This window comes from Nitrosopumilus maritimus SCM1, assembly GCF_000018465.1.
GTDB classification, from domain to species: domain Archaea; phylum Thermoproteota; class Nitrososphaeria; order Nitrososphaerales; family Nitrosopumilaceae; genus Nitrosopumilus; species Nitrosopumilus maritimus.
Genome location: NC_010085.1, coordinates 238081 through 264274 on the forward strand (window position 1 = coordinate 238081; position 26194 = coordinate 264274).

Annotated in this window: 28 protein-coding genes, 2 tRNA genes and 1 rRNA gene; 23 read left to right on the top strand and 8 right to left on the bottom strand. The window is 35.4% G+C overall.

Features of this window, described 5'->3' with window-relative positions:
* The 5 genes from NMAR_RS01435 (at position 1) to NMAR_RS01455 (ending at position 5132) form a co-directional block, all read left to right on the top strand.
* Entirely contained in the window at positions 1 to 1158 is a 1158-nt protein-coding gene (locus NMAR_RS01435) for an AAA family ATPase (RefSeq protein WP_012214653.1), read from the top strand.
* Positions 1159 to 1175: 17 nt separating this feature from the next.
* Complete coding sequence (locus NMAR_RS01440) at positions 1176 to 1466, top strand: hypothetical protein (protein ID WP_012214654.1); 291 nt, start codon at positions 1176 to 1178, stop codon at positions 1464 to 1466.
* A gap of 106 nt (positions 1467 to 1572) precedes the next feature.
* Positions 1573 to 3120, top strand: coding sequence for an acyl-CoA carboxylase subunit beta (locus tag NMAR_RS01445; protein ID WP_012214655.1), 1548 nt, complete (start codon positions 1573 to 1575; stop codon positions 3118 to 3120).
* Positions 3121 to 3125: 5 nt separating this feature from the next.
* Entirely contained in the window at positions 3126 to 4613 is a 1488-nt protein-coding gene (locus NMAR_RS01450; protein WP_012214656.1) for an acetyl-CoA carboxylase biotin carboxylase subunit, read from the top strand.
* 6 nt (positions 4614 to 4619) lie between these two features.
* Positions 4620 to 5132, top strand: a complete 513-nt coding sequence (locus NMAR_RS01455) for an acyl-CoA carboxylase biotin carboxyl carrier protein subunit (protein WP_012214657.1) — start codon at positions 4620 to 4622, stop codon at positions 5130 to 5132.
* A 16-nt stretch (positions 5133 to 5148) separates the two neighbouring features.
* On the opposite strand, the gene NMAR_RS01460 is transcribed toward NMAR_RS01455, so the two are convergent.
* Positions 5149 to 5613 carry a redoxin domain-containing protein gene (locus tag NMAR_RS01460; protein WP_012214658.1) on the bottom strand — a complete coding sequence of 155 codons (465 nt, stop codon included), beginning with the start codon at positions 5611 to 5613 and terminating at the stop codon, positions 5149 to 5151.
* 156 nt (positions 5614 to 5769) lie between these two features.
* On the opposite strand from NMAR_RS01460, the gene NMAR_RS01465 reads away from it, so the two are divergent.
* Genes NMAR_RS01465 through NMAR_RS01515 form a run of 11 tightly spaced genes read left to right on the top strand, consistent with a single transcriptional unit; the run spans position 5770 to position 16125 of the window.
* Positions 5770 to 6102: an NADH-quinone oxidoreductase subunit A gene (locus NMAR_RS01465; RefSeq protein ID WP_012214659.1), complete on the top strand. Its 333-nt coding sequence runs from the start codon at positions 5770 to 5772 to the stop codon at positions 6100 to 6102.
* Between the two features lie 40 nt (positions 6103 to 6142).
* Positions 6143 to 6667 (top strand): NADH-quinone oxidoreductase subunit B, encoded by a 525-nt coding sequence (locus tag NMAR_RS01470; RefSeq protein ID WP_012214660.1) that lies wholly within the window; start codon positions 6143 to 6145, stop codon positions 6665 to 6667.
* Positions 6667 to 7269 (top strand): NADH-quinone oxidoreductase subunit C, encoded by a 603-nt coding sequence (locus NMAR_RS01475; protein ID WP_012214661.1) that lies wholly within the window; start codon positions 6667 to 6669, stop codon positions 7267 to 7269. Before NMAR_RS01470 ends, NMAR_RS01475 begins: the two co-directional genes overlap by 1 nt.
* A gap of 2 nt (positions 7270 to 7271) precedes the next feature.
* Positions 7272 to 8408 (top strand): NADH-quinone oxidoreductase subunit D, encoded by a 1137-nt coding sequence (locus NMAR_RS01480; protein WP_012214662.1) that lies wholly within the window; start codon positions 7272 to 7274, stop codon positions 8406 to 8408.
* A complete protein-coding gene (nuoH, locus tag NMAR_RS01485; RefSeq protein ID WP_012214663.1) occupies positions 8409 to 9707 on the top strand; it encodes an NADH-quinone oxidoreductase subunit NuoH in 1299 nt (432 codons plus the stop codon).
* A complete protein-coding gene (locus tag NMAR_RS01490; protein WP_012214664.1) occupies positions 9707 to 10204 on the top strand; it encodes an NADH-quinone oxidoreductase subunit I in 498 nt (165 codons plus the stop codon). Before nuoH ends, NMAR_RS01490 begins: the two co-directional genes overlap by 1 nt.
* A complete protein-coding gene (locus NMAR_RS01495; protein ID WP_012214665.1) occupies positions 10197 to 10709 on the top strand; it encodes an NADH-quinone oxidoreductase subunit J family protein in 513 nt (170 codons plus the stop codon). The genes NMAR_RS01490 and NMAR_RS01495 overlap by 8 nt, the downstream gene beginning before the upstream one ends.
* Complete coding sequence (nuoK, locus tag NMAR_RS01500; protein ID WP_012214666.1) at positions 10690 to 10995, top strand: NADH-quinone oxidoreductase subunit NuoK; 306 nt, start codon at positions 10690 to 10692, stop codon at positions 10993 to 10995. Before NMAR_RS01495 ends, nuoK begins: the two co-directional genes overlap by 20 nt.
* Positions 10995 to 12548: a complex I subunit 4 family protein gene (locus NMAR_RS01505; RefSeq protein ID WP_012214667.1), complete on the top strand. Its 1554-nt coding sequence runs from the start codon at positions 10995 to 10997 to the stop codon at positions 12546 to 12548. Before nuoK ends, NMAR_RS01505 begins: the two co-directional genes overlap by 1 nt.
* Position 12549: 1 nt before the next feature.
* A complete protein-coding gene (locus NMAR_RS01510; RefSeq protein ID WP_012214668.1) occupies positions 12550 to 14628 on the top strand; it encodes an NADH-quinone oxidoreductase subunit 5 family protein in 2079 nt (692 codons plus the stop codon).
* Positions 14629 to 14640: 12 nt separating this feature from the next.
* Entirely contained in the window at positions 14641 to 16125 is a 1485-nt protein-coding gene (locus NMAR_RS01515; RefSeq protein WP_012214669.1) for an NADH-quinone oxidoreductase subunit N, read from the top strand.
* On the opposite strand, the gene NMAR_RS01520 is transcribed toward NMAR_RS01515, so the two are convergent.
* Together NMAR_RS01520 and NMAR_RS01525 are read right to left on the bottom strand one after the other, a co-directional pair.
* A complete protein-coding gene (locus NMAR_RS01520; RefSeq protein WP_012214670.1) occupies positions 16115 to 16966 on the bottom strand; it encodes a polyprenyl synthetase family protein in 852 nt (283 codons plus the stop codon). The genes NMAR_RS01515 and NMAR_RS01520 overlap by 11 nt on opposite strands.
* Positions 16967 to 17009: 43 nt before the next feature.
* Positions 17010 to 17103, bottom strand: a tRNA-Glu gene (locus NMAR_RS01525).
* An 80-nt stretch (positions 17104 to 17183) separates the two neighbouring features.
* Here NMAR_RS01525 and NMAR_RS01530 point away from each other — a divergent pair.
* Both NMAR_RS01530 and NMAR_RS01535 read left to right on the top strand, forming a co-directional pair.
* The gene (locus NMAR_RS01530; protein WP_148680018.1) at positions 17184 to 17816 is read left to right on the top strand and encodes an iron-containing redox enzyme family protein; all 633 of its coding nucleotides are present in this window, start codon (positions 17184 to 17186) and stop codon (positions 17814 to 17816) included.
* A 41-nt stretch (positions 17817 to 17857) separates the two neighbouring features.
* Positions 17858 to 17931: transfer RNA gene (locus NMAR_RS01535), tRNA-Ile, on the top strand.
* A 110-nt stretch (positions 17932 to 18041) separates the two neighbouring features.
* Here NMAR_RS01535 and pyrE read toward each other — a convergent pair.
* A complete protein-coding gene (gene pyrE / locus NMAR_RS01540; RefSeq protein WP_012214672.1) occupies positions 18042 to 18647 on the bottom strand; it encodes an orotate phosphoribosyltransferase in 606 nt (201 codons plus the stop codon).
* A 50-nt stretch (positions 18648 to 18697) separates the two neighbouring features.
* Between pyrE and NMAR_RS01545 the strand changes: the two genes are divergently transcribed.
* Positions 18698 to 19780, top strand: coding sequence for a nickel-dependent lactate racemase family protein (locus tag NMAR_RS01545; protein ID WP_012214673.1), 1083 nt, complete (start codon positions 18698 to 18700; stop codon positions 19778 to 19780).
* Here the strand turns inward: NMAR_RS01545 and NMAR_RS01550 are convergent.
* On the bottom strand, positions 19772 to 20878 hold the full coding sequence (locus tag NMAR_RS01550) for a site-2 protease family protein (protein WP_012214674.1): 1107 nt from the start codon (positions 20876 to 20878) through the stop codon (positions 19772 to 19774). The genes NMAR_RS01545 and NMAR_RS01550 overlap by 9 nt on opposite strands.
* Before the next feature lie 73 nt (positions 20879 to 20951).
* On the opposite strand from NMAR_RS01550, the gene rimI reads away from it, so the two are divergent.
* Together rimI and NMAR_RS01560 are read left to right on the top strand one after the other, a co-directional pair.
* Entirely contained in the window at positions 20952 to 21449 is a 498-nt protein-coding gene (gene rimI, locus NMAR_RS01555; protein ID WP_148680019.1) for a ribosomal protein S18-alanine N-acetyltransferase, read from the top strand.
* Between the two features lie 37 nt (positions 21450 to 21486).
* Positions 21487 to 21705 (top strand): hypothetical protein, encoded by a 219-nt coding sequence (locus tag NMAR_RS01560; protein WP_012214676.1) that lies wholly within the window; start codon positions 21487 to 21489, stop codon positions 21703 to 21705.
* 1 nt (position 21706) lies between these two features.
* Here the strand turns inward: NMAR_RS01560 and NMAR_RS01565 are convergent, their stop codons facing one another.
* Both NMAR_RS01565 and NMAR_RS01570 read right to left on the bottom strand, forming a co-directional pair.
* Entirely contained in the window at positions 21707 to 22534 is an 828-nt protein-coding gene (locus tag NMAR_RS01565; protein WP_012214677.1) for a class I SAM-dependent methyltransferase, read from the bottom strand.
* A 5-nt stretch (positions 22535 to 22539) separates the two neighbouring features.
* The gene (locus NMAR_RS01570) at positions 22540 to 24327 is read right to left on the bottom strand and encodes a ribosome biogenesis/translation initiation ATPase RLI (RefSeq protein WP_012214678.1); all 1788 of its coding nucleotides are present in this window, start codon (positions 24325 to 24327) and stop codon (positions 22540 to 22542) included.
* A 92-nt stretch (positions 24328 to 24419) separates the two neighbouring features.
* Here NMAR_RS01570 and rrf point away from each other — a divergent pair.
* Positions 24420 to 24539, top strand: a 5S ribosomal RNA gene (gene rrf / locus NMAR_RS01575).
* 44 nt (positions 24540 to 24583) lie between these two features.
* Positions 24584 to 24712 carry a hypothetical protein gene (locus NMAR_RS09975; RefSeq protein WP_255430846.1) on the top strand — a complete coding sequence of 43 codons (129 nt, stop codon included), beginning with the start codon at positions 24584 to 24586 and terminating at the stop codon, positions 24710 to 24712.
* A 1-nt stretch (position 24713) separates the two neighbouring features.
* Here NMAR_RS09975 and NMAR_RS01580 read toward each other — a convergent pair whose 3' ends face one another.
* Positions 24714 to 26180 (bottom strand): leucyl aminopeptidase, encoded by a 1467-nt coding sequence (locus NMAR_RS01580; protein WP_012214679.1) that lies wholly within the window; start codon positions 26178 to 26180, stop codon positions 24714 to 24716.
* Positions 26181 to 26194: the final 14 nt, after the last annotated feature.

The window sequence follows — 26194 nt, forward strand, 5'->3', positions numbered from 1 at the left end:
ATGTGGTCTGAAAAATATCGACCTCAGATTATTTCTGACATGGTTGGAAACGAAGAGTCTCGTGCAGCAATCATGGAATGGTTTGCCAAATGGAAAAAAGGCACAAAACCTCTACTCTTGGCTGGCCCTCCTGGAATAGGAAAAACCACTATGGCATTTCTTGTTGCCAAACAATTTGGCTACGATATGATTGGACTTAATGCAAGTGATGTTAGAAGTAAATCACGAATTAATGAAATTCTTACTCCTGTATTAGGAAATGTAAGCGTTCTTGGAACTCCAATGATATTTGTTGATGAAGTAGATGGAATTCATGGTCGTGGAGACTATGGCGGGGTTGCAGCACTTGTTGATATTCTAAAAGAACCAACTGTTCCAATTATTCTTGCTGCAAATGATGACACTTCTGATAAAATGAAAAATATCAAAAAAGTTGTTAAAACAATTTCTTTCAAAAAAATTCCTCCACGTCTTCTTCGAGTTTATTTAGAAAATATTTTGAAAAAAGAAAGTGCTAAACTTAGTCCTGGTTCATTAATCAAAGTAATCGACAAATCTAGAGGCGACATACGTTCAATGATCAATTTAACACAATCCATGGTTACAGGATTTAATCCCCAAACAGAAACAACATTTGAAAATATTGATGTTGAAGATGGAGTTAATGCATTTTTCAAATCAAAATCTGTTGATGAAGCTAGAGGTGTTTTATATTCTATGCAAATTGATCCTAGAGAAAAAATTAATGCATTTTATTCTAGCATTGTTATGAGTAGTTTAGATCCTGAAACTCTTGCAAAATATTTGGAAATAATTTCTGAAGCTGATATGTTATATGGAAAAATTGTTAGAACGCAAAATTGGAGATTACTCAGATATCTTAACGACATTTTGATCAAACTTTATCATGATGATGATAGGGTTAGATATGCACAATACAATCTTTCGTGGCCTTTACTTAATAGAATTCGTTGGGATGGTTCAAAAATAAAATCACTTTCATCTGTTATGGCAAAAAAATTACATTTGTCATCTAGTGCATTTGTTACATTTGGATTGCCTTTTGTTTTATTTTGTATAAAAAATAATGCGTTGGAACTGGAACTAGAAGAAACGTTTGGTGATATTATTGAAAAGGAGATTGAATTGATACAATGAGTTGGAGAAAAATACCAATGAAGTTCCCAGGAACTTGTATTGTATGTAATGAAAAAATTGAGATCAATGAAATCGGTCTTTGGGCTAAAGGACTAGGAGTAAAACATGAAAAATGTGCTGAAATCAATGAATTACAGTGTATAGTATGTGGTGGTCCTGCAGGATGTCAACAGTGTGAGTTTCAGGAAATCTGTGATATTGCAAATGTATCTCAATTTTGTATGTGTAAGAATTGCAGTGAGCAAAAAACCCCCTTTGACTCCTACCAGAAAACAACCAACAAAAAATTCCCAATTATTAACTCATAATTTTACAATTTTTTTTCAAACTTGTCTGTTATTTTCTAAATTTTTTTAAAATAAATTTCTGTAAACTAAATTAATATAGGAAATCGTTTTGGACTAGATCACTATCATGCATTCTGAAAAACTCGAAAATTATAACAACAAACACAAAACTTCTCAACAAGGCGGTGGTCAGGATAGGATCAAAGCCCAGCATGATAAAGGCAAATTAACTGCCCGAGAAAGAATCGATCTTCTATTAGATGAGGGTAGTTTTACCGAAATCGACCCAATGGTAACTCATCATTATCATGAATATGATATGCAGAAAAAGAAGTTCTTTACTGATGGTGTAGTTGGTGGTTATGGAAATGTCAACGGTAGACAAATCTTCGTATTTGCTTATGATTTCACTGTTCTTGGTGGAACTCTAAGTCAAATGGGTGCCAAAAAAATTACTAAATTAATGGATCATGCAGTTAGAACTGGATGTCCAGTTATCGGAATCATGGATTCTGGTGGTGCAAGAATTCAAGAAGGAATAATGAGTCTTGATGGATTTGCAGATATTTTTTATCATAATCAATTAGCTTCAGGAGTTGTTCCTCAAATTACAGCAAGTATTGGTCCTTCTGCAGGTGGCTCAGTGTATTCACCAGCTATGACAGACTTTGTCGTAATGGTGGAAAAGGCAGGATCAATGTTTGTTACTGGTCCTGATGTTGTAAAGACAGTTTTGGGTGAAGAAATTTCAATGGATGATCTTGGTGGAGCTATGACACATGGTTCAAAAAGTGGAGTTGCACATTTTGTTGCACAAAACGAATACGAATGTATGGATTACATCAAAAAATTAATCTCTTACATACCACAAAATAATTCTGAAGAACCACCAAAAATAAAAACCGATGATGATCCAAACAGATTAGATAATAATCTCATTAATGTTATCCCAGAAAATCCATTACAACCTTATGATATGAAAGAAATTATCAATTCTATTGTAGATAATCATGAGTTCTTTGAAGTTCATGAATTATTTGCACCAAATATTGTCGTAGGTTATGCTAGAATGGATGGTCAAGTAGTTGGAATAATTGCAAACAATCCAATGCATTTAGCAGGAGCACTTGACATTGATTCATCAAATAAATCTGCACGTTTCATTAGATTCTGTGATGCATTTAACATTCCCATTATCACTTTAGTAGATACACCAGGTTACATGCCAGGTTCTAATCAAGAACACAACGGTATCATTAGACATGGTAGTAAATTGCTCTATGCATACTGTGAAGCAACCGTTCCAAGAATTACACTTGTAATTGGAAAGGCATATGGTGGCGCATACATTGCAATGGGAAGTAAGAACCTTCGAACTGACATTAATTATGCATGGCCAACTGCACGTTGTGCTGTACTAGGTGGTGAAGCTGCTGTAAAAATCATGAACAGAAAAGATTTGGCAGACGCAGATAATCCTGAAGAACTTAAGAAGAAATTGATTGATGAGTTTACAGAAAAATTCGAAAACCCATACGTTGCAGCATCACACGGAACAGTTGATAATGTAATTGATCCCGCAGAAACAAGACCTATGTTGATTAAAGCCCTCAAAATGCTTGCAAACAAAAGAGAAAAACAACTTCCTAGAAAACATGGAAATATCAATTTGTGATTAAAATGATTGAGAAAGTACTTATTGCAAACAGAGGAGAAATTGCTCTCAGAGTAATTAGAACATGTAATGCATTAGGTATCAAGACTGTTGCAGTATACTCTGATGAGGATTACAATTCTTTACATGTAAAGAAAGCTGATGAATCTTATCACATTGGGGAAGCAGCTCCTGCAAAATCTTATCTTAATCAAGAAAAAATTCTTGAAGTGATGCTGTCATCTGGTGCAGATGCTGTACATCCAGGTTATGGTTTCCTTTCTGAAAATGATGACTTTGCAAGATTATGTGAAAAAAATAAAATTAATTTCATTGGTCCATCTGCTGACTCCATGAATCTATGTGGTGATAAGATGGAATGTAAAGCAGCAATGTTAAAAGCTCAAGTTCCAACAGTACCTGGAAGTCCAGGATTAGTAGATACCGCAGAAGAAGCAGAAAAAATTGCAAATGAAATTGGTTATCCTGTACTCTTGAAATCAGTTTATGGTGGTGGAGGTCGTGGAATCAGATTAGTTACCACTGATCAAGAACTACGAGAAGGTTTTGAAACAGTAACTTCTGAATCTATTGCTGCTGTAGGAAAATCTGCAATCATTGTTGAAAAATTCCTAGAAAAAACAAGACACATTGAATATCAAATGTGTAGAGATCATCATGGTAATGCTGTACACCTCTTTGAGAGAGAATGTTCTATTCAAAGAAGAAATCAAAAACTAATTGAACAAACTCCTTCCCCTGTTGTAGATGAAGCAAAACGAGAAGAGATTGGTGAATTAGTTGTTAAAGCAGCAGAAGCTGTCAATTATACTAACCTTGGTACTGCAGAATTCCTTAGAGCAGATAATGGTGAGTTTTACTTTATTGAGATTAATGCAAGACTCCAAGTAGAACATCCAATCAGTGAAATGGTTTCAGGATTAGACTTTGTAAAATTACAAATTGATATTGCAAACGGTGAAACACTTCCATTCAAACAAAAAGATCTAAAGATGAATGGTTATGCAATTGAATGTAGAATCAATGCTGAAGACACATTTTTGGACTTTGCACCTTCAACTGGACCTGTTCCAGATGTAACGATTCCTGCAGGACCAAATGTCAGATGTGACACTTATCTATATCCTGGATGTACAGTATCTCCATTTTACGATTCATTGATGGCAAAACTCTGTACATGGGGACCAACATTTGAAGAATCTAGAACTAGAATGCTTACTGCATTAAATGATATGTATGTTCAAGGTGTTGAAACATCAATTCCACTTTACAAAACAATTCTAAACTCTGAAGAATACAAAAACGGTGAACTATCAACTGACTTTTTGAAACGTTATGGCATGATTGATAAACTATCTGAAGACCTTAAGAAAGAAAAAGAAGACAAGAGTGAAGCTGCTTTGGCTGCAGCCATTATTCATTCTGAATACTTTAAGAACAGAGTTCAAAATGATAACGCAAGCAGTGCAACTTGGAAAAATAAATTGGATTGATGATTAATGGACTATAAGATAGCTGATGTTGAAAAATCATTTGAAGGAAAAATTACTGAAAACTTAGGTAATAATGATTATGTGATTAAGATCAATGACAAAGAACATCAATTGAAAATCCTTAGCATGAATGCAAAAGGTATAGAATTCATTTTAGATCAACAATATCATAAAGCAAAATATCTTGAGACTGCAACTAATGAAATGAATCTTGTAATTGATAATGTTCCAGTTACATTAAACATGAATACTCACTTTGACGAAATAGTTTACAAAAACTCTGGCGGTGGTGGCGCAGGTGGTGCTCAAGTAGCACTCAAAAGTCAAATCCCTGGTAAAGTTGTGTCAATTGCAGTTGCTGAAGGTGACTCTGTCAAGAAAGGTGATGTAGTTTGTACTTTAGAATCAATGAAGATGCAAGTTGGAATAAAGGCACACAAAGATGGTGAAGTTAAAAATCTCAAAATTAAAGAAGGTGCAACTGTCGCAAAAGGCGACGTTATTGCAGATTTAGAATAAAAAAGAAATTTTTTTCCTACTTGAGGAAATTTTTAATCTCTTCATAGTTTGGCTCTTTTAATGGATCTTCTGAAACCCATTTGTAACCAATTTTTCCGTCTTCCATAATTACAAATACAGAACGTTTTGCTGCGTTGTAGTCTTTGATGTGAAGCAAGTCTTTCATCAAAATGTCATAGTCGCTAATTGTTTTGCTGTTGTAATCCCCTAACAATGGAAAATTGAAGTTGTGTTTTTCTGCAAATGCTTTATTTGCAAATGGTCCATCGTTACTAATTGCAACTATTTGTGCACCTGTATCTGCAATTTCTTGCCAAGAATCTCTAAGTGTACACAATTCTGTCTCACAAACAGGAGAGCTTGCTGCCACAATGAATGTGAGAACGATCTTTTTTCCTTTGAATTCATCCAAAGTCCGCAATTTTAGTTCTGTATCTGGAAGCTCAAAATTTGGAGCAGTATCTCCAACATTCAATGACATGATCGCATTTTGCCAATGTTCTATAAAGTAGTTTACAAAAAATATTTTTTTTCGATCCAAACCCCCAAATCTGAAACATACCTTTTTATACAAAAATCAGGGTGAAAAGCTAAATTGGTCGGGGAATTAGCGGGCAATTACAGTACTGTGGTATTGATGTTTGCCTTTGGTATAGCAGCAATGGCACCTGCATTGATTATTTCACGAATGGTTTCTCCTCGAAAACGTAGTAACCCTGTAAAATTCTTGCCGATGGAATGTGGTCAAGTTCCGTCTGGTGAAGGCCGAACTCATTTTATGATGCAGTATTATCCGTACATTCTCATGTTTGTTGTTTTTGATGTAATGGCAATTTTCTTGTATGCTTGGGGAAGTGCACTGTTAGAACTTCCAAAGAGTGCAACTTTGCCAATGATAGGATTTTTAGCTATAATGTTTGGTGCAATGGCATTTGCGTTATACCAATCAGGGAGACGAAGAATATGGTAGTTTTTTATACAAATCAAATTAACGGGGATAGGAGATAAGATTGCTTAAAGACTTAGTAACACCAGAAAACGCAAATGTCTTTGTAGGAAAACTCGGAGATATTTTAGAAAAAGCAATCGATAAACCATTGGGCTACGCCATCAATTGGGGTAGAATTTGGTCACTCTGGCCTGTCCACATTGAAACAGCTTGTTGCAGTGTAGAATTTGGCGCAGCATCAAGTCCAAGATACGATGTTGAAAGATTTGGTATCATCGAAGCATTTGGATCACTTAGACAATGTGATCTAGTTGTTGTTCAAGGAACTATTACAAGAAAGATGGCACCACGTCTCAGATTAGTTTATGATCAAATGCCAGAACCAAAGTACGTAATTGCTATGGGAGCTTGTGCAATTACTGGAGGATTGTATTTCGATTCATACAATGTACTTCCAGGAATTGACGGAGTAATTCCAGTTGATGTCTATGTTCCAGGTTGCCCACCTAGACCTGAAACTCTCATACAAGGATGTATTTTGTTACAAGAGAAAATTAAGAGAATGAAGGCTAGGAAGTTTGTATAATGAGTAGTGATTCTGAAAAACCAGCAGCAGCAAAACCTGAAGAGAAAGCAGCTCCTCCTAAGCCTGCACCAAAACCTGCAGCAAAGACTGAAGAAAAACCTGTAGAACTTCCTGCATTTGAAAAAGGAATTTCTGATAAACTAGTTGAAAAATTTGGCGATAAAATTGAAGTAGACTTTGTAAAAGAAGACCGAGTTGGAATTAAAGCAAGTAAAGAAAGCGTTCATGATGTGGCACAATTCATTCGTGATGACTTACATTATGACCATGCAGAATCTGTTTCAGGCGTAGATTATCCTGCAGATAATGAAATTGAGGTAGTTTATCATCTTGGCTCTTATACTGATTCTTCTCTTGCAAGGCAAGTTCTTACATTATCTACACGTGCTCCTAGAGAATCCTCTCCAATTCCAGGACAAGATTCTACAAAATTACCAAGTCTTAGAGATGTATTCTACAGTGTGGAATTTGGTGAAAGAGAAGTTTTTGAAATGTTAGGTGTTTACTTTGATGGTCATCCAGATAATAGACGATTACTTTTGCCTGAAGATTGGGCAGATTTGCCACCACTTCGAAAGGACTTTGCAATAAAGGGTAGATGACAATGACTGATATAATGCCACCAGGATTAGCACTGAAAAAAGTTGATGAGAGAATCATGACTCTTAATGTTGGACCACAACATCCAGGTTCTGGTCACATGAGAATTGTTGTTCAAATTGATGGTGACTATATTGTTGCATGTGATCCTGATCCAGGATATGTACATCGTGGAGAAGAAAAGATGGCAGAGTATAGAAACTACATTACCAATGTGCCTCACTTAGAAAGACCTGTTATTCATGATTCATGTAATGTTCTTTATCCATACGTTTTAGGTGCTGAAGAAATTCTTGGAATTGAAGTTCCAGAACGTGCAAAATATGTTAGAGTAATCTGTTCAGAACTAAATCGATGTATCTATACAATGTATTGGCTTGCAATTTATGGAATTTTCTTAGGTCACTCTACAATGTTCATGTGGCCTGCAGGTGACCGAGAACTCTTAATTGATCTCATGGAAAAAGTATCTGGTGCTAGAGTAACACATGCACACTTTATTCCGGGTGGAGTAAGAAATGACTTACCTGCAAACTTTGAAGATGTTTGTTTACGTCAAGTAAATTACTTTGAGAAACGTATCAAAGAATATGCTGCAGTGTTTTATGATAATCCTATTTTGATTTCAAGAACACAAGACACTGGTGTATTGTCACGTGAAAATGCAATCAGATATGGAACAACTGGTTCAGTTCTTAGAGCAAGTGGTGTAGATTATGACTTGAGAGTTAAAGCACCATATGATGTCTATGATGAATTAGATGTTCATACTAACGTATTGAAAGAAGGAGATTCCTATGCTCGTTCTAAAGTACCATGGCTTGACATGATGGAAAGTTGCAATATCATTAGACAAGCACTACAAAAAATGCCAAAGTCTGGTTCTGTTAGAACAAAACTAAAACCAAACCCAAAGACAAAAGGACCTGCTACAGTATACAAACGCGTAGAATCTGGCAGAGGTTCTCTTGGATGTTATATTGTATCTGATGGTAAAACTGAACCTTACAGAGTAAAAATGAGTGTTCCTTCATTTAGAAACTTACTTGCAATGCCAAATCTTTTGATTGGTGAAAAACTTGGTAACATGCCATCAGTATATTGGAGTCTTAATTATTGGCCAGTGGAGGCAGATAGATAAATGTCAGCTCTGGCACCAAAATTCAAACTAAGTGAGTTTATCAAATCTCTTCTTGATAATGCATTTTGGGTAGTTCTGCTAGTATCGTTAATTGGATTACCTGCAATTCAAGTAGCATTCTTCTACATTGAAATGCCTGTAATCAATGGCGAATTACTTACACCATTCCTTGCAATGACTTGGTTGGCAGATCCTACACGTAGTTTACCAATTCTCAAAGCATTCATGGCAACTGATATTTTTAGAGTAATGGCATTTCCAGGATTTGGATTTGCAGCACTCATAGCTGCTGCAACAATTTTTGTTGAAAGAAAAATGCTTGCTAAATTACAACTTAGAGTTGGTCCCTTCTATTGTGGAAAGATTGAAGGTATTTTACAATTAATGGGTGATGGTCTAAAACTAATTTCAAAGGAGATTATTATTCCAGCAAAGGCTGACAAGCCAATATTTTGGGCAGCTCCTGTAATCTTTGTTGCAACCGCTGCAGCATTTGTTGCGTTAATCCCTGTAGCTCCTGGTTGGGTAGTTGCAGATGTAGACTTGGGATTGCTAGGTGTTTTTGCAGTAATTGGTTTCTTCCCAATCATAACAATTCTTTCAGCATGGTCTGCTAACAGTAAATTCCCATTCATTGGCGGTATTAGAGCACTATTCCAGATGGTCTCATTTGAAATTCCACTGATATTGTCCTTGTTGGGAGTTGTAATTCTTACAGGTACTCTTAACTTATCTGAAATTGCAGCTAGCCAATCAAACTTCCCATGGATTATATTTTTGCCAGTTGGCGCAATTGTATTCTTTATCACAATGCTTGCAGAACTAGAAAGAATTCCATTTGATTTGCCAGAAGCAGAAAGTGAAATTGTTGCCGGTTGGTTAACTGAGTTCTCTGGAATGATGTATGGTCTAGTTCAATTAGGAACCTATCTGAAACTTTATGCATTTGCAGGATTGTTTGTTGTTTTGTTCTTAGGTGGCTGGAACGGTCCAATGGTTGTTCCTCCATTCCCAGAAGAATTCCTTACTGGAGTTGAAATGGGTCCACTTACTGTAGGTCCATTCCCTGGATTGCCATTGTTTGATCAAGAAATGCTAAATGGAACATTATGGTTTGTTCTCAAAACTGTTGGAGTTATCTTCTTTATTCTCTTACCAAGAGGTGTCTTCCCAAGAATTAGAATTGATATGTTGTTGAGTCTTGGTTGGACCAAACTAATTGGACTTGCTTTCGTTAACATCTTTATTGCACTAGGCTTGCTTTACGCTGGAGTCTTGGGACCAGGAGGATTACAATAATGGGAACTGCAACGGGAATTATTCGTGCATTAAACTCGGGAATCAAACATATTGCAATTAAACGATTTACACTTCGTTATCCTGAAGAGAAACTCAAGTTTGTAGGTGATGGTTACCAATTTGATCCTTCAACTGGTGTTGGTATAGCTGGACTCAAAGGACGACACATGTTATTTCATGATCACTGTACTGGATGTCAATTATGTTCAATTGCTTGTGAAGGTGTTGCAGAAGCCATTGCAATGGTAAAAGTTCCTGAAGAGCAAAAACAAAATAAAAAATCTATCATGCCTCAAATTGATTATGGAAAATGTGTTTTCTGTGGTCTTTGTGTTGATGCATGTCCTTTCTATGCGCTTTACATGACAAATGATTATGAATTATCTTCATTTACTAAAGAAGGTCTGATTTACACTCCTGCACAACTTGCAGTAAAACCATATCTCACACAAGACAGTGAAATTCAAATTACTGATAGAGGTGCAACACATGGCTGATGCTGCATTCTTAGCCCTTACTGTCATTACAATTGGTTCTGCAATTGCTGCACTTGAATTAAGATCATTGGTTTATGGCTCTATTGCATTAATGGGAACTCTTGGCGGTATTGCCGGATTTTTCTTTTTACTAGATGCTCCATTTGTTGCATTGTTCCAACTTGCAGTTTATGTAGGTTCAATTGCTGTTCTTATCCTGTTTACTGTAATGTTGGTAAAAAGAGAACTCATATTCAAAAAAATTGAAGATAAAAGAAGAAAGTTTGCCGGAATTGGATTGATGCTTGTTATTATGGTTGCATTAGGTGCAGTCTTTTTAGATTCTGGAATTAAAACAATAACAACTGATGAACCACCTGTTGACTTTAGAGACATTGGTACAGACTTTGTAACATACTACTGGCCTGCACTAATTTTGATGGGATTAATTCTGGCTGGTTCTGTTACTGGTGCACTTGTATTAGCAAAACGAGAGGATGTGGAAAATGACCAACGAACTGATTGATTTTACCCTTGTATCTGTTGCCTTGTTAGGTATAGGCATCTATGGTCTTGCAGTTAAACGTAATTTTATCAGAATGCTATTTGCAGTTGAGATTGTAATTAACGCTGCAAATCTCAGTTTAGTAGCATTTGGTAGATTTTTGCCACATAGTGGTGGTCAAACATTAGCATTATTCTCTATTGCAATTGCAGCTGCAGAAGTGGCAGTTGGACTATCATTAATCATTGTAGCATATCGTATGTATCAAAATGTCGATATTGCAGACTTTAGGAGCTTGAAAGGATAATGGAATACGCATTATTACAGGCAGTTTTCTTGCCACTACTCTTATCTCCAATAGCCTACATCTTGGGAAGAAAAGTAGGACCAACTCCTGCCATGTGGTTCACATTTGCAATATTACTTTACACCACAATCCTTGTAGTTAATGCAGCATTATCTGGAACTGTAGAAGAACACTATCCATGGACTGAACAATTTGGTGAATTTGGTTTCTTACTTGATGGTTTGGCATCTCCATTTGCAATAATCATCTATGTGTTATCCACAATTTTGGTACTTTATTCAAAACCATACATGATTCACAAATTCCATGAACAATTTGAAGAAGAACAAAAAATCAATCCTTCTTCAAGTGGACAAAGTTCTGTTGTTGAATCCTCTGCTCTTTCTAATTATGTAAATGCAAAATCTGGTCTTTACTTTGCACTTTATCTTGTATTTGCAATGGGAATGCTTGGAACTGTCATGTCCACAAACCTGATTGAATTTTACATATTCTTTGAGGTTATGTTGATTCCTGGTTTCTTCTTAGTTGCTCTTTGGGGTGATGGTCCAAGAAGAAAGATTGGTTTAATGTTCCTCTTTTGGACTCACGCTGGTGCAGTTGTTTTACTATTAGGATTCTTAATGATTGGACTGACGATTGGTAGCTTTGATTTTGCTGATATCAAAGAATCTGAAATTCCTCAAGATGTCGTAATGATTTCTGCAATTGCTATTGCGATTGGTCTTGGAGTAAAACTGGCTGTCTTTATGTTCCATGTTTGGTTACCTTATGTCCACGGTTCAGCACCTACACCAATTAGTGCACTTTTGTCCCCTGCAATGATCGGAATTGGTGCATATGGTGTCTTTAGATTAATTGTTGAATTCTTACCGTCCACATTTGCAGAGTTGTCTATTTGGTTCCACATTTGGGGTCTTGTTACAATGCTTTATGGTGGTGCAATGGCCTTGATGCAAGATGATCTAAAACGATTACTTGCTTATTCTAGTATCAGTCAGATGGGATACCTGCTATTTGGTATTGGCTCCATGTCTGCAATGGGTCTTGCAGGTGCTGAGATGATGTACATCACTCACGGACTTGGAAAAGGTATTCTCTTCATGATGGCTGGAATTATAATTGTCAAAGTCGGTACACGTAGTATCTCTAAACTTGGTGGTCTTGCTGGAAAGATGCCAATTACTGCAGTTTGTGCAGTTATTGGTGCACTTACAATTATGGGTGTTCCACCAACCAGTGGATTTATGGGAGAATGGATTCTATTTTACGGAGCATTAGAAACTGCTATTGAAGAAGGTTCTACACTTAGAGCAGTAACATTTGGTCTTGGACTTGTTGCAACTGCACTAACAATGGCTTACATGTTATGGATGCTAAAACGTGTCTTCTTTGGTAAGACACCTGAACATCTAGAGAAAGTCAAAGAAGGAAGTTGGTATATGACAGCACCAATGATGGTACTAGCTGGATTTACTGTTGTACTTGGAATTTATCCAGATATTTTCTTGAAGACAATCTTACCTTACATGAACGGAGTGTTGGGAATCTAATATGGCAACTGAATCTATCGGTTTACCATTTGAAGCAACATCTGCTGCAGCATGGCTAGTTTGGATTCTGCCATTTGCTGCCGCACTCATCATGCCTGGTATTGGAAAAATCTCAAAAAGAGCAACAGGTTACGTCGCAGTTGGATTTGCATTAATGAGTGCACTATCAGCTGCATCTTTGTTACCAGTTGCAATTGAAGCTTCAGAAATTCATCATCAAATTATGTGGATTGAGGCAATTGGTTTGAAAGGTGGTGTATTAGCTGATCCACTTTCAGTAATTATGGCAAATGTTGTTGCATGGATTTCATTCCTCATTATGATTTACAGTACAGGTTACATGAAAGGCGATAAAGATATAACAAGATTCTGGTTCTGGATGATGTTCTTTATTGGTTCAATGCAAATTATTGTGTTATCTGATAACTTACTCCAAGTATTCTTTGGATGGGAGGGTGTAGGTCTTGCATCTTATGCATTGATCAGCTTTTGGTATCGTGATAAAAAGAAGGATCATGTTGGACAAGAAGGACGTACCGTTCTTGGTTTGTTAGATTATTATGCTCCAACACATGCTGGTATGAAGGCATTCATCATGACCAAAGTCGGTGATGTGATGATGATTGCGGGTATGCTTTTGATATTTTTGTTTGCTGGAACATTTGGTTTCAAGGAACTGATGGGAGATCATGAATGGGCTATTGCTATGAATGCTCAAGGTATGTTGGTTCCTGCATTTGTGTTGCTATTTGGTGGTGCAATAGGTAAATCTGCACAATTCCCATTAAACGAATGGCTCTTAGAAGCAATGACTGGTCCAACTGCAGTTTCAGCATTAATTCACGCAGCAACAATGGTTAAAGCTGGTGTATTCTTAGTTGCAAGAATTGGACCAATTGTATTTGCACTAGGCGCTGCAGGAATTATGGCAGACCAATTCTTTGAGATTGTTGCATGGGTTGGTGCAATAACTGCATTATTACTTGCAACTCAAGGTATGGTTAATCCAGAAATCAAGAAAGTTCTAGCATATTCTACTGGTTCACAAATTGGTTACATGATGATGGCATTAGGTGTTGCAGGACTGTCTCATCAATATGTTGATGGTTATACTGCAGGATTCTTCCACTTAATTTCTCACGCAATGTTCAAAGCCTCATTATTCATGGCAGCAGGTTCTCTGTTACACATTGTTGGTTCTCGTTTCATGACAGATATGGGTGGTTTGCGAAAACATATGAAAAAGACGTATGCTTTCATGTGGGCTGCCGGTCTTGGTTTAATGGGAGCGCCATTTATCACAACAGGTTTCTGGAGTAAAGATGCAATCTTTGCAGCAGTTTATACCTCTGGAAATGAATGGGCATTACCGCTATTTGCAATTGCAGTGTTAACTGCAATAATTACAGCATTCTATACTACAAGAATGATTGGTATGGTCTTCTTTGGTAACAAGAGCAAACATATCCAAAAGATGGAAGAAGAAGGACATCACATCCATGAAGCATCATTATCGATGTGGGCTCCATACGGAATTCTTGCAGTTCTAACTATTGGAATTGGATTAATCGGATTATCTACAGAACATGGATTGCACCATATGTTTGAGGTATATCTTGAAGATTCATTTGGAATTCACAGTGAACATGCAAAAGCTGAAGCCTCAATATTGCCAGAATTCTTGAAAGGAATTAATCCAGTAGCACTTGGTGCCTCACTTGTTGCATTTGCAATAGGTATTGGATTAGGTTACATATTCTATATTGGTAGATGGGTTGATCCTGTCAAATTTGTAAATTCAAACATTTTCTTTTACGCAATTCACAAAGTTATCTTAAGCAGATGGTATCTCAATGCAATAGTGTATTGGTGCTTTGTAATAGCCCCATTATGGTTAGCAAGAGGTGTATTCAGATACTTTGAAAAGACAGCTATCGATTACGGTATGAATGACGGATTCCAGAAAGCAACTGCCTGGGGTGCAAAAGTTGTACAAGGAACTCAGACTGGTGTTTCCCAATCATATCTATTCGTATTTGGAGCAGGATTACTATTCGTGGTTCTGATATTGTTGATGTAGGAGAGATATGAGATGTTAGAAATTACTTCCACACCATTAATACTAATTGCAATTTTAGGAACCGTTGGAGTTATTCTTCCAATTATTAGCATTGCAAGAAAAGAAAAAGGCTCTAACTCATTTTATGCTGTAATTGCATTTGCCGCATTAATCGTGTCAATGGCCTATGTTGGCTATGAATTCATTAATGAAAACGTTGCTGCATCTGCTCTATTTTCTGATGATGTAATTGTAGATGATGCGTTTGGTGGATTCTTTGCAATTGCAATGTTGATTGTTGCATTGTTCACAACAGTTGGCTCCTTTAATTATATGAGAAAACACAACTCTCCTGCTGTTTACTATTCACTAATCTTACTTGCAACAATCGGTATGATTCTTGTTGCATATTCAACTGATTTGGTAATGTTGTTTGTTGCTTGGGAACTCATGAGTATTCCAACATACATTTTGGTTGGATATATGAAAAAGAACCCAAGCTCAAATGAAGCCGCATTAAAGTACTTCTTGTTTGGCGCACTGTCTTCTGCAATAATCGTTTACGGAATTGCAATATCTTATGGATTAACTGGTTCTACAAATATTGGAGAAGTTATTGAAGGATACTCAACACTTGATCCATCCCTATTGCCATTAGCATTACTCTCAGTTGGAATGTTTATTGCAGGATTTGGATTCAAGATGGGACTTGTTCCATTCCATCAATGGCTCCCAGATACCTATGAAGGTGCACCATCTCCAGTTACTGCACTTCTTGCAGCTGCAACCAAAAAAGCAGGATTTGCTGCTGCTATCAGAATCATAGTACTTGGAATGATGGCTCTAAATCTTGATTGGACTTTAGCTCTCGGAATTATTGCTGTGATGACTATGACAATCGGTAATGTTGCAGCAATCATGCAAAAGAATCTCTCAAGAATGTTGGCTTATTCTAGTATTGCACATGCTGGATACATCTTGATTGGATTAGCAGTTGCTCCATACAGCTCTCTTGGCTTACAAGGTTCCTTGTATCAAATATTCAACCATGCCGTGATGAAAGGTGCTGCCTTTATTGCAATTGCAGGAATTGTAACAACCCTTGCTGTAACTCATATTGATAAACTCAAAGGACTTGGAAGACGAATGCCTATCACTGCTTTAGGTATGGTGATTTCATTATTTGCTCTTGCAGGCGTTCCTCCACTTTCAGGATTTTGGAGTAAATTGATGTTGTTTGGAAGTGCATTAGATGCTAGTACTGCATTATGGTGGGCTCCATGGCTTGCAATTGCAGGTGTTCTTAACAGTGCATTATCACTTGCTTACTATGGTTGGATTACAAGAAAGATGTACTTTGAAGGAGAAACCGAAAAGAGAGTTTCTGAACCAAAATCAATTGTAGCAGTAATGATATTCTCAATCATCTTCTTAGTAGGATTCGGTGTTTATCCAGAACCACTACTCAAATTTGTAGAGTTTGCAACACCAGTCGTTAGTTTAGGACTTATGCCTTAAATGAAGTAAATTTAATTAAATTATCTAAATTTATTTTTGCATCACTATCTGGAATCTTTCTTAAACTTGTTCTTGCTTTTTCAGAATATTCCTTTAACAACTCTTCCATTTTGTTAAAGACATCTCTTGGGTCTGAACTTTTTTTAATCAATATATTGAACAATTTGTCTTCGTTTTTCCAATCTAACAAATCATCTCTAATTTGATAAGCAATTCCAATATTTTTTCCATATTCTGTTAATCCTTCAATTTGTTCTTCTGTTCCGTTTGCAATGATTGCACCTGTTCTAGCTGCTACTTCAAATGCAGTTGCAGTTTTGTATTCTATAACTTTGAGATAATCATCAAATGTAACATCTTCACTTGTTTCTAACCTGTTTTCAATCATTTCTCCTTCACTCATTAGCATTGCAGTAGTTGCCAAATCTTTTGTTATTCTAGGATTATCTAATCTAGAACATACTGCTAAAATTAATCCTAAAACAAAATCTCCAGTAAGCACACTGGTATTATATCCATATTTGATATGGAATGGATCCTTTTGTCTTCTCATTGTTTCATTGTCAATAATATCATCATGGATAATGGATTCCATATGCAAAAATTCAACTGCACATGATGCTGCAAACGTATTATCATCAACCTTCCCGATACTTTCGGCTGATAGTGTGAGGATAATCGGCCTGATTCGTTTTCCTCCTTCTAGAGAATATTTCAAAGGCTCAATGAACTCTGATTCTGAATACAAATCTAGTTCTTTATCTAGAGCTTGATCAATTTTTTTGATATATTCTCCATATGTCTCAAGTAAAGGATTAATCTCGATGTTTTTTCTGTCCAAGATGGCCTCTATTGAAAAAATTTTCTCATTGTTAATTAAATCTTGGTGCTCCAGCCGGGATTTTCATCGATTGATTTTGAACCCGGGATCACTGCCTTGAAAGGGCAGTATGCTTGACCGGTCTACACCACTGGAACCCAAGAAAATTCTGTATTTTGACCATAAAATCTTTTGTAAACCACAAAGATTTTTTTATTGGCAAATTTGGAGTCAAACCATGAACATAACTCAAAAAATTGATGAAATGATTGAAGAAAGAAGTTTACTAAAACATCCATTTTACCAAGCATGGTCTGATGGAAAATTAACAAAAGAATCTCTAGCCGGATATTCTAAAGAATATTTCCAACTAGTAAAAGAGGTTCCATCTTTTATGGCTCCAATTATTCAACAAGCTCCAGAGTCAGTTGTAAAAGAATTAGTTGAAAATCAACAAGAAGAATCTGATCATATTAAACCCTGGATTGCTTTTGCAGGCGAACTTGGAATCTCTGAAGAAGAATTACTATCATATTCCGGTTTACCAAAAACAAGAAAAGCTGTATCTGATTTGAATGAATTAATGGATACTTTTGAAGGTGGCGCATGTGCAATGTATGCATTTGAAAAAGAAATTCCAAAAATCAGTCAAACAAAACTTGATGGTTTAGCAGAATTCTATGGTATGACTAGTGATGAAGCAACAGAATACTTCAAACTACATACAGAAGCTGACATTAGACACGCAGCATCATGGAGAAACATTCTTGAAAAATCTTCAACTGATTATGACAAATTAATTGAGATAGCAGAAAAATCTATCTCAGCACAAAATTTGTTATTGGACAGTTGTTTTGAAGAATACTGTTAATCTCATAACATTTTATACCTAAGAAAAAATTCATCTGCTTAGGGCCCGTAACTCAGCTTGGTAGAGTAACCGGCTCATAACCGGTGAGCCAAGGGATCGAAGCCCTTCGGGCCCATTATTTTCAATTAGTTTTAAAATAAGCAAAATCAAATTTTACTGGCTGCAATGAAGAATCAGAGTTATATCTGAATGATGATTGGAAGGCATTTGTCTGAGCTGCCAAACTTATTTAGCAATTTGATTTTTCACTTTTTCCAAAATCTCGTCATCTACTAGATTCTGTTCATGTAATGCTTCTGTAATTTGTAAAATATTCAGAATTGAATGCATTTTTACATCTAATTCATTCAAGGCTTCATCTGCTCCCTCCATTCTGTTTACAATCACATAAGCATCTTTTACTGAAATGTTGACTTCTTTTAATGACTTGATTGCATTCACAACAGAACCTCCTGTTGTTGCAACATCATCTATCATAACTACTTGCATTCCATCATGAATTTTACCTTCAACTGATTTTGAAGTTCCATAATCTTTTGGTTTACTTCTAACATAGATCAATGGTTTTACTGTTTCAATTGCCAGTGCTGATGCAATAACCAAACCTCCTGTAGGTACTGAAACTATTGAATCAAACTTGTCTAATCCTATATTTTGCGCAATCTCATTTTCTAGATATTTGACCATTTTCCTAAATTCTTGAGGATAACTTGGAACTAGTCTTAGATCTACATAGTATGAACTCTTTTTTCCACTGGCTAGTGTAAAATCTCCAAATTTTATGATGCCCTTTTGATGCAAAAAGGTTGCAAACTCTTTTACAAATTCCATACCAAAATTAACTACACTGGATTTATTTTGGTTTGTATTATGAATGAATTATGCCTGAAATTTGGTTAAATTATGGTATTACAGACGTCGTTTTGGACATAAGAGCCGAGAATTTAGAGCAAAAAATTGATTCTGATGGTAAGATTTTAGATGATTCAGCGATCAATGAAAAACTGAGTACAATAGATTATTCAAAACCAATGGAACTTGTGGTTTTACATAATTCAAAATCTATTCAAAAAATAATCTCATCTATGTTTACATTATGTGAGCAAAAATCAAAACCTTTTCCAAAAATCCTTACTGATAAAAAAATACTGAATCAAGTCAAAGCAGGACTTCCAGAGGGCAGCTCAATTAATGAATTTGATAATATGGAAAACACCAATTCTAATCTTGTATTTATGGGCGAAATGGAATTTGATGGTCTTTTTGGTTATGAGACAGTTTCTACTCGTCTTATCAAAAAATTTGGGTTGGAATCCATGCTTTCTGCATATGCAAAAAGACAAGGAAATCTTCCTGTTCCTGGACAATATCCTGAAAATCTTCAAGAAGCAAAGAAATTTTCTGATAATTTTGAAATTCAAGGAATTGAAATTGTTGCAAATTCTCAGGGCATTGTAGATTTTTCAATTGGACATCCTTCAGAAACTATGTCTAACACAAAGATTCTAGAATCAAATTCAATCAAAGATGTTGGTCAACATAAAACAATGATAATTAGTACTGGTAAAGATGCAAGCAATGATAATCTTGGAAAATCCTTTTCATCTTTATGGAATTGTTCAAATGCAATTAAAAAAGATGGACTTGCAATTTTAGTTGCTGAATGTAAAGGTGGATTAGGTTCTGATGCAATTCAACAGTATATTGAAGATAGATTGACTTTAGAACAATTGAAAAATCCTACCAAATATGTTAGTGGTATGGAAGATCTTCTGTTCCTTTCAGAAACACAAAAAAATTTTCAGATTGGTCTAGTTTCAATTCTACCTGAATTTTATGCAAAGAAACTAAACATGATTTCTTTGCCTGGAATAAAATATTCTATGGATTATATCTTAAAGACACAAGGTCCAAGACAAAAAGTTGCTGTAGTTGCAGACGGTGCTAGACTGTTGCTAAGGTAGGAAATTAGGCAAAAAATCTGATGGTAATGGTGCACATAAAATTGCCAATCCAATAATTCCAATATATGCTAATTTTCTATTTCTTGAAAGTGGCGAAATATCATCTAATGGCATTGCACTAGGATTTCTTGAACTCATTATTAGAATTAAAATTGCCATTAACCAATAATTTAACAAAACTAGAATTGCCATACTGCCAAAAGTTGCATATCTATGTAATTTTGGACCCAACAAAGTTCTGGCCATATGACCTCCATCTAGTTGCCATGCTGGAAGTAAATTCAAAAATGTAATTAGAAATCCAATCCATGCTGCAAACATTATTGGAGTCATAATTACTTCATGTCCTGAACCTCCTTTTCCAAACATTGCAAGACTTGCAGTCATTAACAATGGCTCTCCTTGCTCCCATTCCATTAGTCTAGATTCTTCAAATAACCCTGCAGCAATTTCAGGTTCTAAAATTGGTGCAGTATATGCTCCATATATTGAAACAATTACTGCAATCACTAATCCTGCTATTGGACCGGCTATTGCAACATCAAACAAAATTTCTCTGTTGATGGTCAATCCCCTTGATTGAATAAATGCCCCAAATGTTGGGATTCCTATTACTGGTAGACCTGGAATAAAGTATGGCCATGTAGTTTTTAATCTGTGGGCTTTTGCTGCAATTATGTGTCCTAGTTCATGAATTCCTAAAATTCCTAGCAAAGATAATGTGTAAACTGCTGCCATCTCAAGTGGTTCTCCAATTTCAACAATAGAATTTGTTCCAGATGTTCTATAGTATCCATCAACCATAACAAATGCAACTACAATTGCAAACAAAGCTCTTGGTGTCCATGCAGTTTTCATCCACCTTCTTTGTTTTTTTATCGCAAACTTTTGAATAATAACAAACTTTCCACCATCTTTTTGCTCTAATCTACATGCAAAACTCATTCCTTCTAATCTTCTTGCTAATTTTTCAAATTTGGATTTGAACTCAATATCTTCAATTCGAAACTCCATTGAAAATTCAGTTTTTATAAAATCACTTACATCAAAGATGGAATTTACTAAAGAAATTATGTCGTCTTGAGATTCCTCGTCCATTCTTTATGACTAATTCTTTCCATTAAATGGTCTTTTGGTTTAAAATTAAATATTGATGGTCTTATCTCTTAGTATGCAAGTAATTCTAAGGCAATTAGGTGATTGTAATATACGACGTGCTGAATCAAGCGATCTTATACCTGTCATGGAAATCAATCTAAAAACACTTCCTGAACATTATTCTGATTATTTCTATGAGAGTTTACTTGCAGAACTACCTGAGGCATTTATTGTTGCAGAGATTGGAGGTAAACATGTTGGATACATAATGTGTAAAACTGAATATGGATTCTCAAATTTCAAAAAACTCGGGTTTGTAAAAAAAGGACATGTTGTTTCAGTTGCTGTTCTTGATGATTATAGAAAACGAGGTATAGGAAAAGCACTCGTTGAAGAGTCTGTAAATGGAGTCAAATTGCGAAAATGTGATGAATTCTATTTGGAAGTGAGATGTAGTAATGTTGAGGCTGTAAGGCTATATGAAAAACTTGGATTTGTAATAAGACAACAACTAAACGCCTATTATCGTGATGGCGAAGACGCATACCTTATGGCAATTGAATTAACTTAGATAAAACCAATAAATAACTCTCAAAAAATTTCCCGCCATGGACAAACGCAAAGGAATGGGAATCACAATTTTTGTTCTTTGTATTGGTGGATTTTTTCTATATGCTTACTTATTGATGCTTTCTGAATGGAGTCCAATTGTTTTACAACTATCTGTATTAATGATTGCAGGAGGAATTCTTGGAGTTGTTGCATGGATAGGATATGTTATGGCAACAACAAAACCTTCTCCTGCATCAATTACTTCAGACGACTAGATTACTTGAAAATTTTAACATCTACAACTGTTTGATAATATCTTGGGCCAACAGGTCTGACAATTTTTGATCCTAATATCTCTGATTTTATTGGTGAAACTTTTAGATAATGTTCTTCTGAAAGTTTTCCTGCATCTGATTTTTTGTCTGCATGTATGTGAGAATAATAGTGAATTATACCACCATCTTTTGTGGTTTTAATTGCAGATTCTAAAAATTCATCAGAACGCTCAGGAAGCAACATCAAAGTTCTATCTGATTTATCTACCAATTGTTCGTTGATTGTTTGTGTTGCATCTCCGTTAATGGAAATAACTTCTCCTGCAAGTTTGTTTAGTTTTATGTTTCTCTCACACAATTCTGATGCAATTGGATTGATGTCAAGGCTGTACACTGTACATTTTTTCTTTTTTGCAGCTATTATTGAAAACATTCCAACACCTGCAAACATGTTTGTCATGATTTCTTCTTCTTGAATCAGGTTGGCAATTCTATCCCTTTCAGTAGATAATCTGGGAGAAAAAAATGCATTTTCTACATCTACAATGAATTTACAGCCAAATTCTCGATATTCTGTCTCGGTATTATCTTCCCCTGCAATAATCTCAAGATTCCTTGTACGAAAATCCCCTTCTACTGCTGATGCCTGATAAAATACACTTCTTACAATCTTTACGTCATTCAATAGAGTTTCTCCGATAATCTTTTTCTTAGATAGTAGAGAATCTGGAATTCTTACAATGATTATCTCGCCAATTTGATCAAAGGCTGAAATCAATTCTTCGCTTTCTTTTGGTGAAAGTATACTTTCCAGTGATTTTTTTAGCATTCGAGTCAATTTTTGTAATAGAAATTTCCAGATGATTTCTGGTCTTTGTCTAATCGACTTTCTAACTTGTTTACTCTTGGTCTAAGACTCTTTTCGTCCCGTCTAAATGACATGTCAAGTGATTTTAGAAATCTGTTCATTGCATCTGATTTTGGTAGTGGCGATGTAGCTTTTCCTGCAGCCCCTGATTCACCTTCAAAAATTACCATCGTATCTGAAATCAAATCCATTAACTGTAAATCATGATCAATGACAATAGCTGATTTTCCAAATGAACGAACAAACTTTTGTAAGAATTTTGCAACTGCAATTCTATCTTCAACATCCAAAAATGCTGATGGTTCATCTAATGCATACAAATCAACTTTTTGTAAAAGACAAGATGCAACTGCTACTTTTTGTAATTCTCCTCCTGAGAGATTTTTTACTGATTTGGTATAGAGTTTTTTGATTTTTAGAGGATCAAGGATTTGTTCTTCTTCCATACTTCCTTCTACTGGACTTCCATTTGCTTTATCTAGTAATGCAACAACTTCTACATCTACATCATTTTGAAGATATTGTGGTTTGTATGCTATCTTGATCTTTTTATCAACTTCTCCTGAATCTGGTTTTTCCACACCTGCAATCATCTTCATCATTGTTGTTTTTCCAAGTGCATTTGCACCCATAATCCCAAGAACTTCTCCTTTCCTTACCTGACCAGGCTCAACTTCAACTGAGAATGAAGGATATTTTTTTGTTAATTTTGGATATTTTACAATTTCACTTCCTTCTTGAAATTCATCAGTAGATGTAGATGAAACATCAAAGGAAAATGCTTTGTCTCTAAATCTTACATTTTCGTTTGGTAAATATCCATCAAGAAAAACATTGATTCCAACTTTGGTTGAAAGAATATTTGATACGATTCCATATGCTGATGGTTCTCCATAAAGTACTTCAATATAATCACTAAGAAAATCAAGTAATGTCAAGTCATGTTCTACAACCATAACACTTTTTCCAAGTTTTGCAAGACTTTGAATAACCCGTGCTACTCCTGTTCTTTGAAAAACATCATTGTAAGATGATGGTTCATCAAAAAAGTAAAATTCTGTATCTTTTGAAGCTGCAGCAGCTACTGCAATTCTTTGTAATTCTCCACCACTTAACTCCTTTAAGCTTTGATCAACAGAGTTTTGTAATCCAAGTTCTTTGATTAATTCTCTTGATACACCTCTCTCATCATATTTTTCAATGAGTTCTTTACCGGTTCCATCAAATGCTTGTGCAATCTGATGAACTTGTTGAGGTTTTATTGATGCACGAATTTGATTTTGTTTAATTTTTTCAAAATGTTGTTTTAACTCTGTTCCACTATAGTATTTCAATATCTCATCCCACTCTGGAGGATTTTCATATCTTCCAAGATTTGGCTTTAGATTACCTGATAGTATATTTACAACAGTACTTTTCCCCATACCGTTTCTTCCAAGTAATCCGACTACCTCTCCTTTCTTCGGAGTTGGCAATTTGTATAATCGGAATGAATTTGGACCATATTGGTGAATTTTATCAGTAGCTAATTCACTTGCTAAATTAACAATTGTAATTGCATCAAATGGACATACTTTGACACATATTCCACACCCATTACAGATATCCTCATCAATCTGAGCTTTTTTTGATTCCTCATTTAGTACAATACAATCTGCGCCTGATTTGTTCACTGGACAGTATTTTATGCACTCTAAACCACATTTTTTAGGCTGACAGAGTTCGTGATCTAAAACTCCGACTCTATGCGTCATGTGCTAGAGCGGTCATCTCTTTGTTTTATACCTATTTTGGAGCCATTATCCGGTTTCGTTACGTTAATAATTGAGATTTTAACATTGATTTTCAAGCCGGCCATAGCGTTAGGGTGCGACCCAATCCCTTTCCGAACTTGGAAGTCAAACCTGACGTCGCTGTTGTGCTACTAAGATGCGAGAGCCCTTGGGAAGCAACAGTGCTGGCATTTTCTCATTTACAATCTATTAATAATGAAATTATTCAAAACCTTACATGCCAAACTGTTCTGTTTGTGGAGAAATATGTGATAACGATATTAGATTGATGAATCACATGATGGAAAAACATGGATGGAGAAATCCAAATGTTGGAAAACCTGATAGAAACAGTAGAGGTTACTAGTTTACAACTTTTGTAAATAATCTAAAATTAATCTAACACCAAAACCAGTTGCGCCTTTTGGATTGTATGATTTTTCTTTTGTAGCTGTTTGTGTCCAAGCTACACCTGCAATATCCAAATGTGTCCAAGGGGTATCTTCAATTGCATTTCTCAAAAATGCTGCAGCAGTTATTGTTCCAGCTGCTCTTCCTATACCCATATTTTTCATATCTGCTACATCTGATTTTATCATATCCATAAATTCTTGATTTAATGGAAGCTCCCAAATCTGTTCTGTAGTATTTTTTGATGATTCAAAAATTTTCTTTGATAACTTTTCATTATTTGAAACCATTCCGGCTACATTAGTTCCTAATGCTATGATGCATGCTCCAGTTAATGTTGCAAAGTCAATAATTGCCTTGGGTGCGTAATGTTTTTCTCCATATGCTAATGCATCAGCTAAAATCAATCTTCCTTCAGCATCCGTGTTGAGAATTTCTGCTGTCTTTCCATTGTACAGTTTTATTATGTCTCCTGGTCTATACGATTCTCCTCCTGGCATATTTTCAACAGATGGAACTATTCCAATTACATTAATTGGTAATTTTAATTCTGAAATTGCTTTCATAATTCCTAATACTGTACACCCACCACATTTATCAAATTTCATTTCATCCATATTTGCTCCAGGTTTTAATGAAATTCCTCCAGTATCAAATGTCACAGCTTTTCCAACAAGTACAATTGGTTTTTCATTTCTTGAACCTCGATTATGTTCCATGATGATTAATTTTGGTTCATTTTTACTTCCTTGTCCAACTGCGGTAATGCCTCCAAACCCTTTCTTTTTCAGTTCTGGTTTTGAAATAATTTTACATTTCATTTTATTTTTTGATATAGTTTTTGCAAAATTTGCTAGTGTTGATGGTGTACACTCGTTTGGAGGTAAATTAGCAATACTTTTTGTGAATATTGCCCCCTCTGCAACAATCTCTGCTGTCTTTATTGATTTTAGAACCTTGTTTGATTTTGGAACGATTATTGTCATATCTGGTGAATTTTCTTCTTTTTCAGCCTTGAATTTTTCAAATTTGTATAATGCCATCTTTGCTCCTTCTACAACTTGTGTTGTAGAAGAAACCTGCTCTATGACAAATGTCGGAGGTATGATTATTGAAAATTCTTTTAATTTTAATTCACGTGCTTTTTGAGCAATTTTACCTGAAATTTGTCTGAAAGTATCTTTTGTAATGTCTTCTTTTTTTCCAATTCCTGCAATTAAGATTCTTTGAAATTGTTTTTTCCCTGTAGATGGAATAACCATTAATTTGCCTAATTTTCCTTCTATGTCTTTAAGAGATTGATTAACTACAAATGATGTTTTTGCGTCTAATTTTGGTAATCCTAAAACTTTATCTGATTTTTCTAATGCAAATGCACAAAGAAGTTGTGTTTTCTTTGGGGTGTTTTGTACTTTAATTTTCATACGTATGTATGATT

Excerpts from the sequence above, each read along its gene's own strand:
- NMAR_RS01490 (WP_012214664.1), top strand. The coding sequence starts at position 9,707 with ATGGGAACTGCAACGGGAATTATTCGTGCATTAAACTCGGGAATCAAA.
- pyrE (WP_012214672.1), bottom strand. The coding sequence starts at position 18,647 with ATGGAATTTGTAAAAGAGTTTGCAACCTTTTTGCATCAAAAGGGCATC.
- nuoH (WP_012214663.1), top strand. The coding sequence starts at position 8,409 with ATGTCAGCTCTGGCACCAAAATTCAAACTAAGTGAGTTTATCAAATCT.
- NMAR_RS01560 (WP_012214676.1), top strand. The coding sequence starts at position 21,487 with ATGGACAAACGCAAAGGAATGGGAATCACAATTTTTGTTCTTTGTATT.
- NMAR_RS01460 (WP_012214658.1), bottom strand. The coding sequence starts at position 5,613 with ATGTCATTGAATGTTGGAGATACTGCTCCAAATTTTGAGCTTCCAGAT.
- NMAR_RS01435 (WP_012214653.1), top strand. The coding sequence starts at position 1 with ATGTGGTCTGAAAAATATCGACCTCAGATTATTTCTGACATGGTTGGA.
- rimI (WP_148680019.1), top strand. The coding sequence starts at position 20,952 with ATGCAAGTAATTCTAAGGCAATTAGGTGATTGTAATATACGACGTGCT.
- NMAR_RS01530 (WP_148680018.1), top strand. The coding sequence starts at position 17,184 with ATGAACATAACTCAAAAAATTGATGAAATGATTGAAGAAAGAAGTTTA.
- NMAR_RS01475 (WP_012214661.1), top strand. The coding sequence starts at position 6,667 with ATGAGTAGTGATTCTGAAAAACCAGCAGCAGCAAAACCTGAAGAGAAA.
- NMAR_RS01510 (WP_012214668.1), top strand. The coding sequence starts at position 12,550 with ATGGCAACTGAATCTATCGGTTTACCATTTGAAGCAACATCTGCTGCA.
- NMAR_RS01445 (WP_012214655.1), top strand. The coding sequence starts at position 1,573 with ATGCATTCTGAAAAACTCGAAAATTATAACAACAAACACAAAACTTCT.
- NMAR_RS01580 (WP_012214679.1), bottom strand. The coding sequence starts at position 26,180 with ATGAAAATTAAAGTACAAAACACCCCAAAGAAAACACAACTTCTTTGT.
- NMAR_RS01550 (WP_012214674.1), bottom strand. The coding sequence starts at position 20,878 with ATGGACGAGGAATCTCAAGACGACATAATTTCTTTAGTAAATTCCATC.
- nuoK (WP_012214666.1), top strand. The coding sequence starts at position 10,690 with ATGACCAACGAACTGATTGATTTTACCCTTGTATCTGTTGCCTTGTTA.
- NMAR_RS01515 (WP_012214669.1), top strand. The coding sequence starts at position 14,641 with ATGTTAGAAATTACTTCCACACCATTAATACTAATTGCAATTTTAGGA.
- NMAR_RS01465 (WP_012214659.1), top strand. The coding sequence starts at position 5,770 with ATGTTTGCCTTTGGTATAGCAGCAATGGCACCTGCATTGATTATTTCA.
- NMAR_RS01545 (WP_012214673.1), top strand. The coding sequence starts at position 18,698 with ATGCCTGAAATTTGGTTAAATTATGGTATTACAGACGTCGTTTTGGAC.
- NMAR_RS01505 (WP_012214667.1), top strand. The coding sequence starts at position 10,995 with ATGGAATACGCATTATTACAGGCAGTTTTCTTGCCACTACTCTTATCT.
- NMAR_RS01450 (WP_012214656.1), top strand. The coding sequence starts at position 3,126 with ATGATTGAGAAAGTACTTATTGCAAACAGAGGAGAAATTGCTCTCAGA.
- NMAR_RS01455 (WP_012214657.1), top strand. The coding sequence starts at position 4,620 with ATGGACTATAAGATAGCTGATGTTGAAAAATCATTTGAAGGAAAAATT.
- NMAR_RS01495 (WP_012214665.1), top strand. The coding sequence starts at position 10,197 with ATGGCTGATGCTGCATTCTTAGCCCTTACTGTCATTACAATTGGTTCT.
- NMAR_RS01480 (WP_012214662.1), top strand. The coding sequence starts at position 7,272 with ATGACTGATATAATGCCACCAGGATTAGCACTGAAAAAAGTTGATGAG.
- NMAR_RS01565 (WP_012214677.1), bottom strand. The coding sequence starts at position 22,534 with ATGCTAAAAAAATCACTGGAAAGTATACTTTCACCAAAAGAAAGCGAA.
- NMAR_RS01440 (WP_012214654.1), top strand. The coding sequence starts at position 1,176 with ATGAAGTTCCCAGGAACTTGTATTGTATGTAATGAAAAAATTGAGATC.
- NMAR_RS01570 (WP_012214678.1), bottom strand. The coding sequence starts at position 24,327 with ATGACGCATAGAGTCGGAGTTTTAGATCACGAACTCTGTCAGCCTAAA.
- NMAR_RS09975 (WP_255430846.1), top strand. The coding sequence starts at position 24,584 with ATGCCAAACTGTTCTGTTTGTGGAGAAATATGTGATAACGATATTAGA.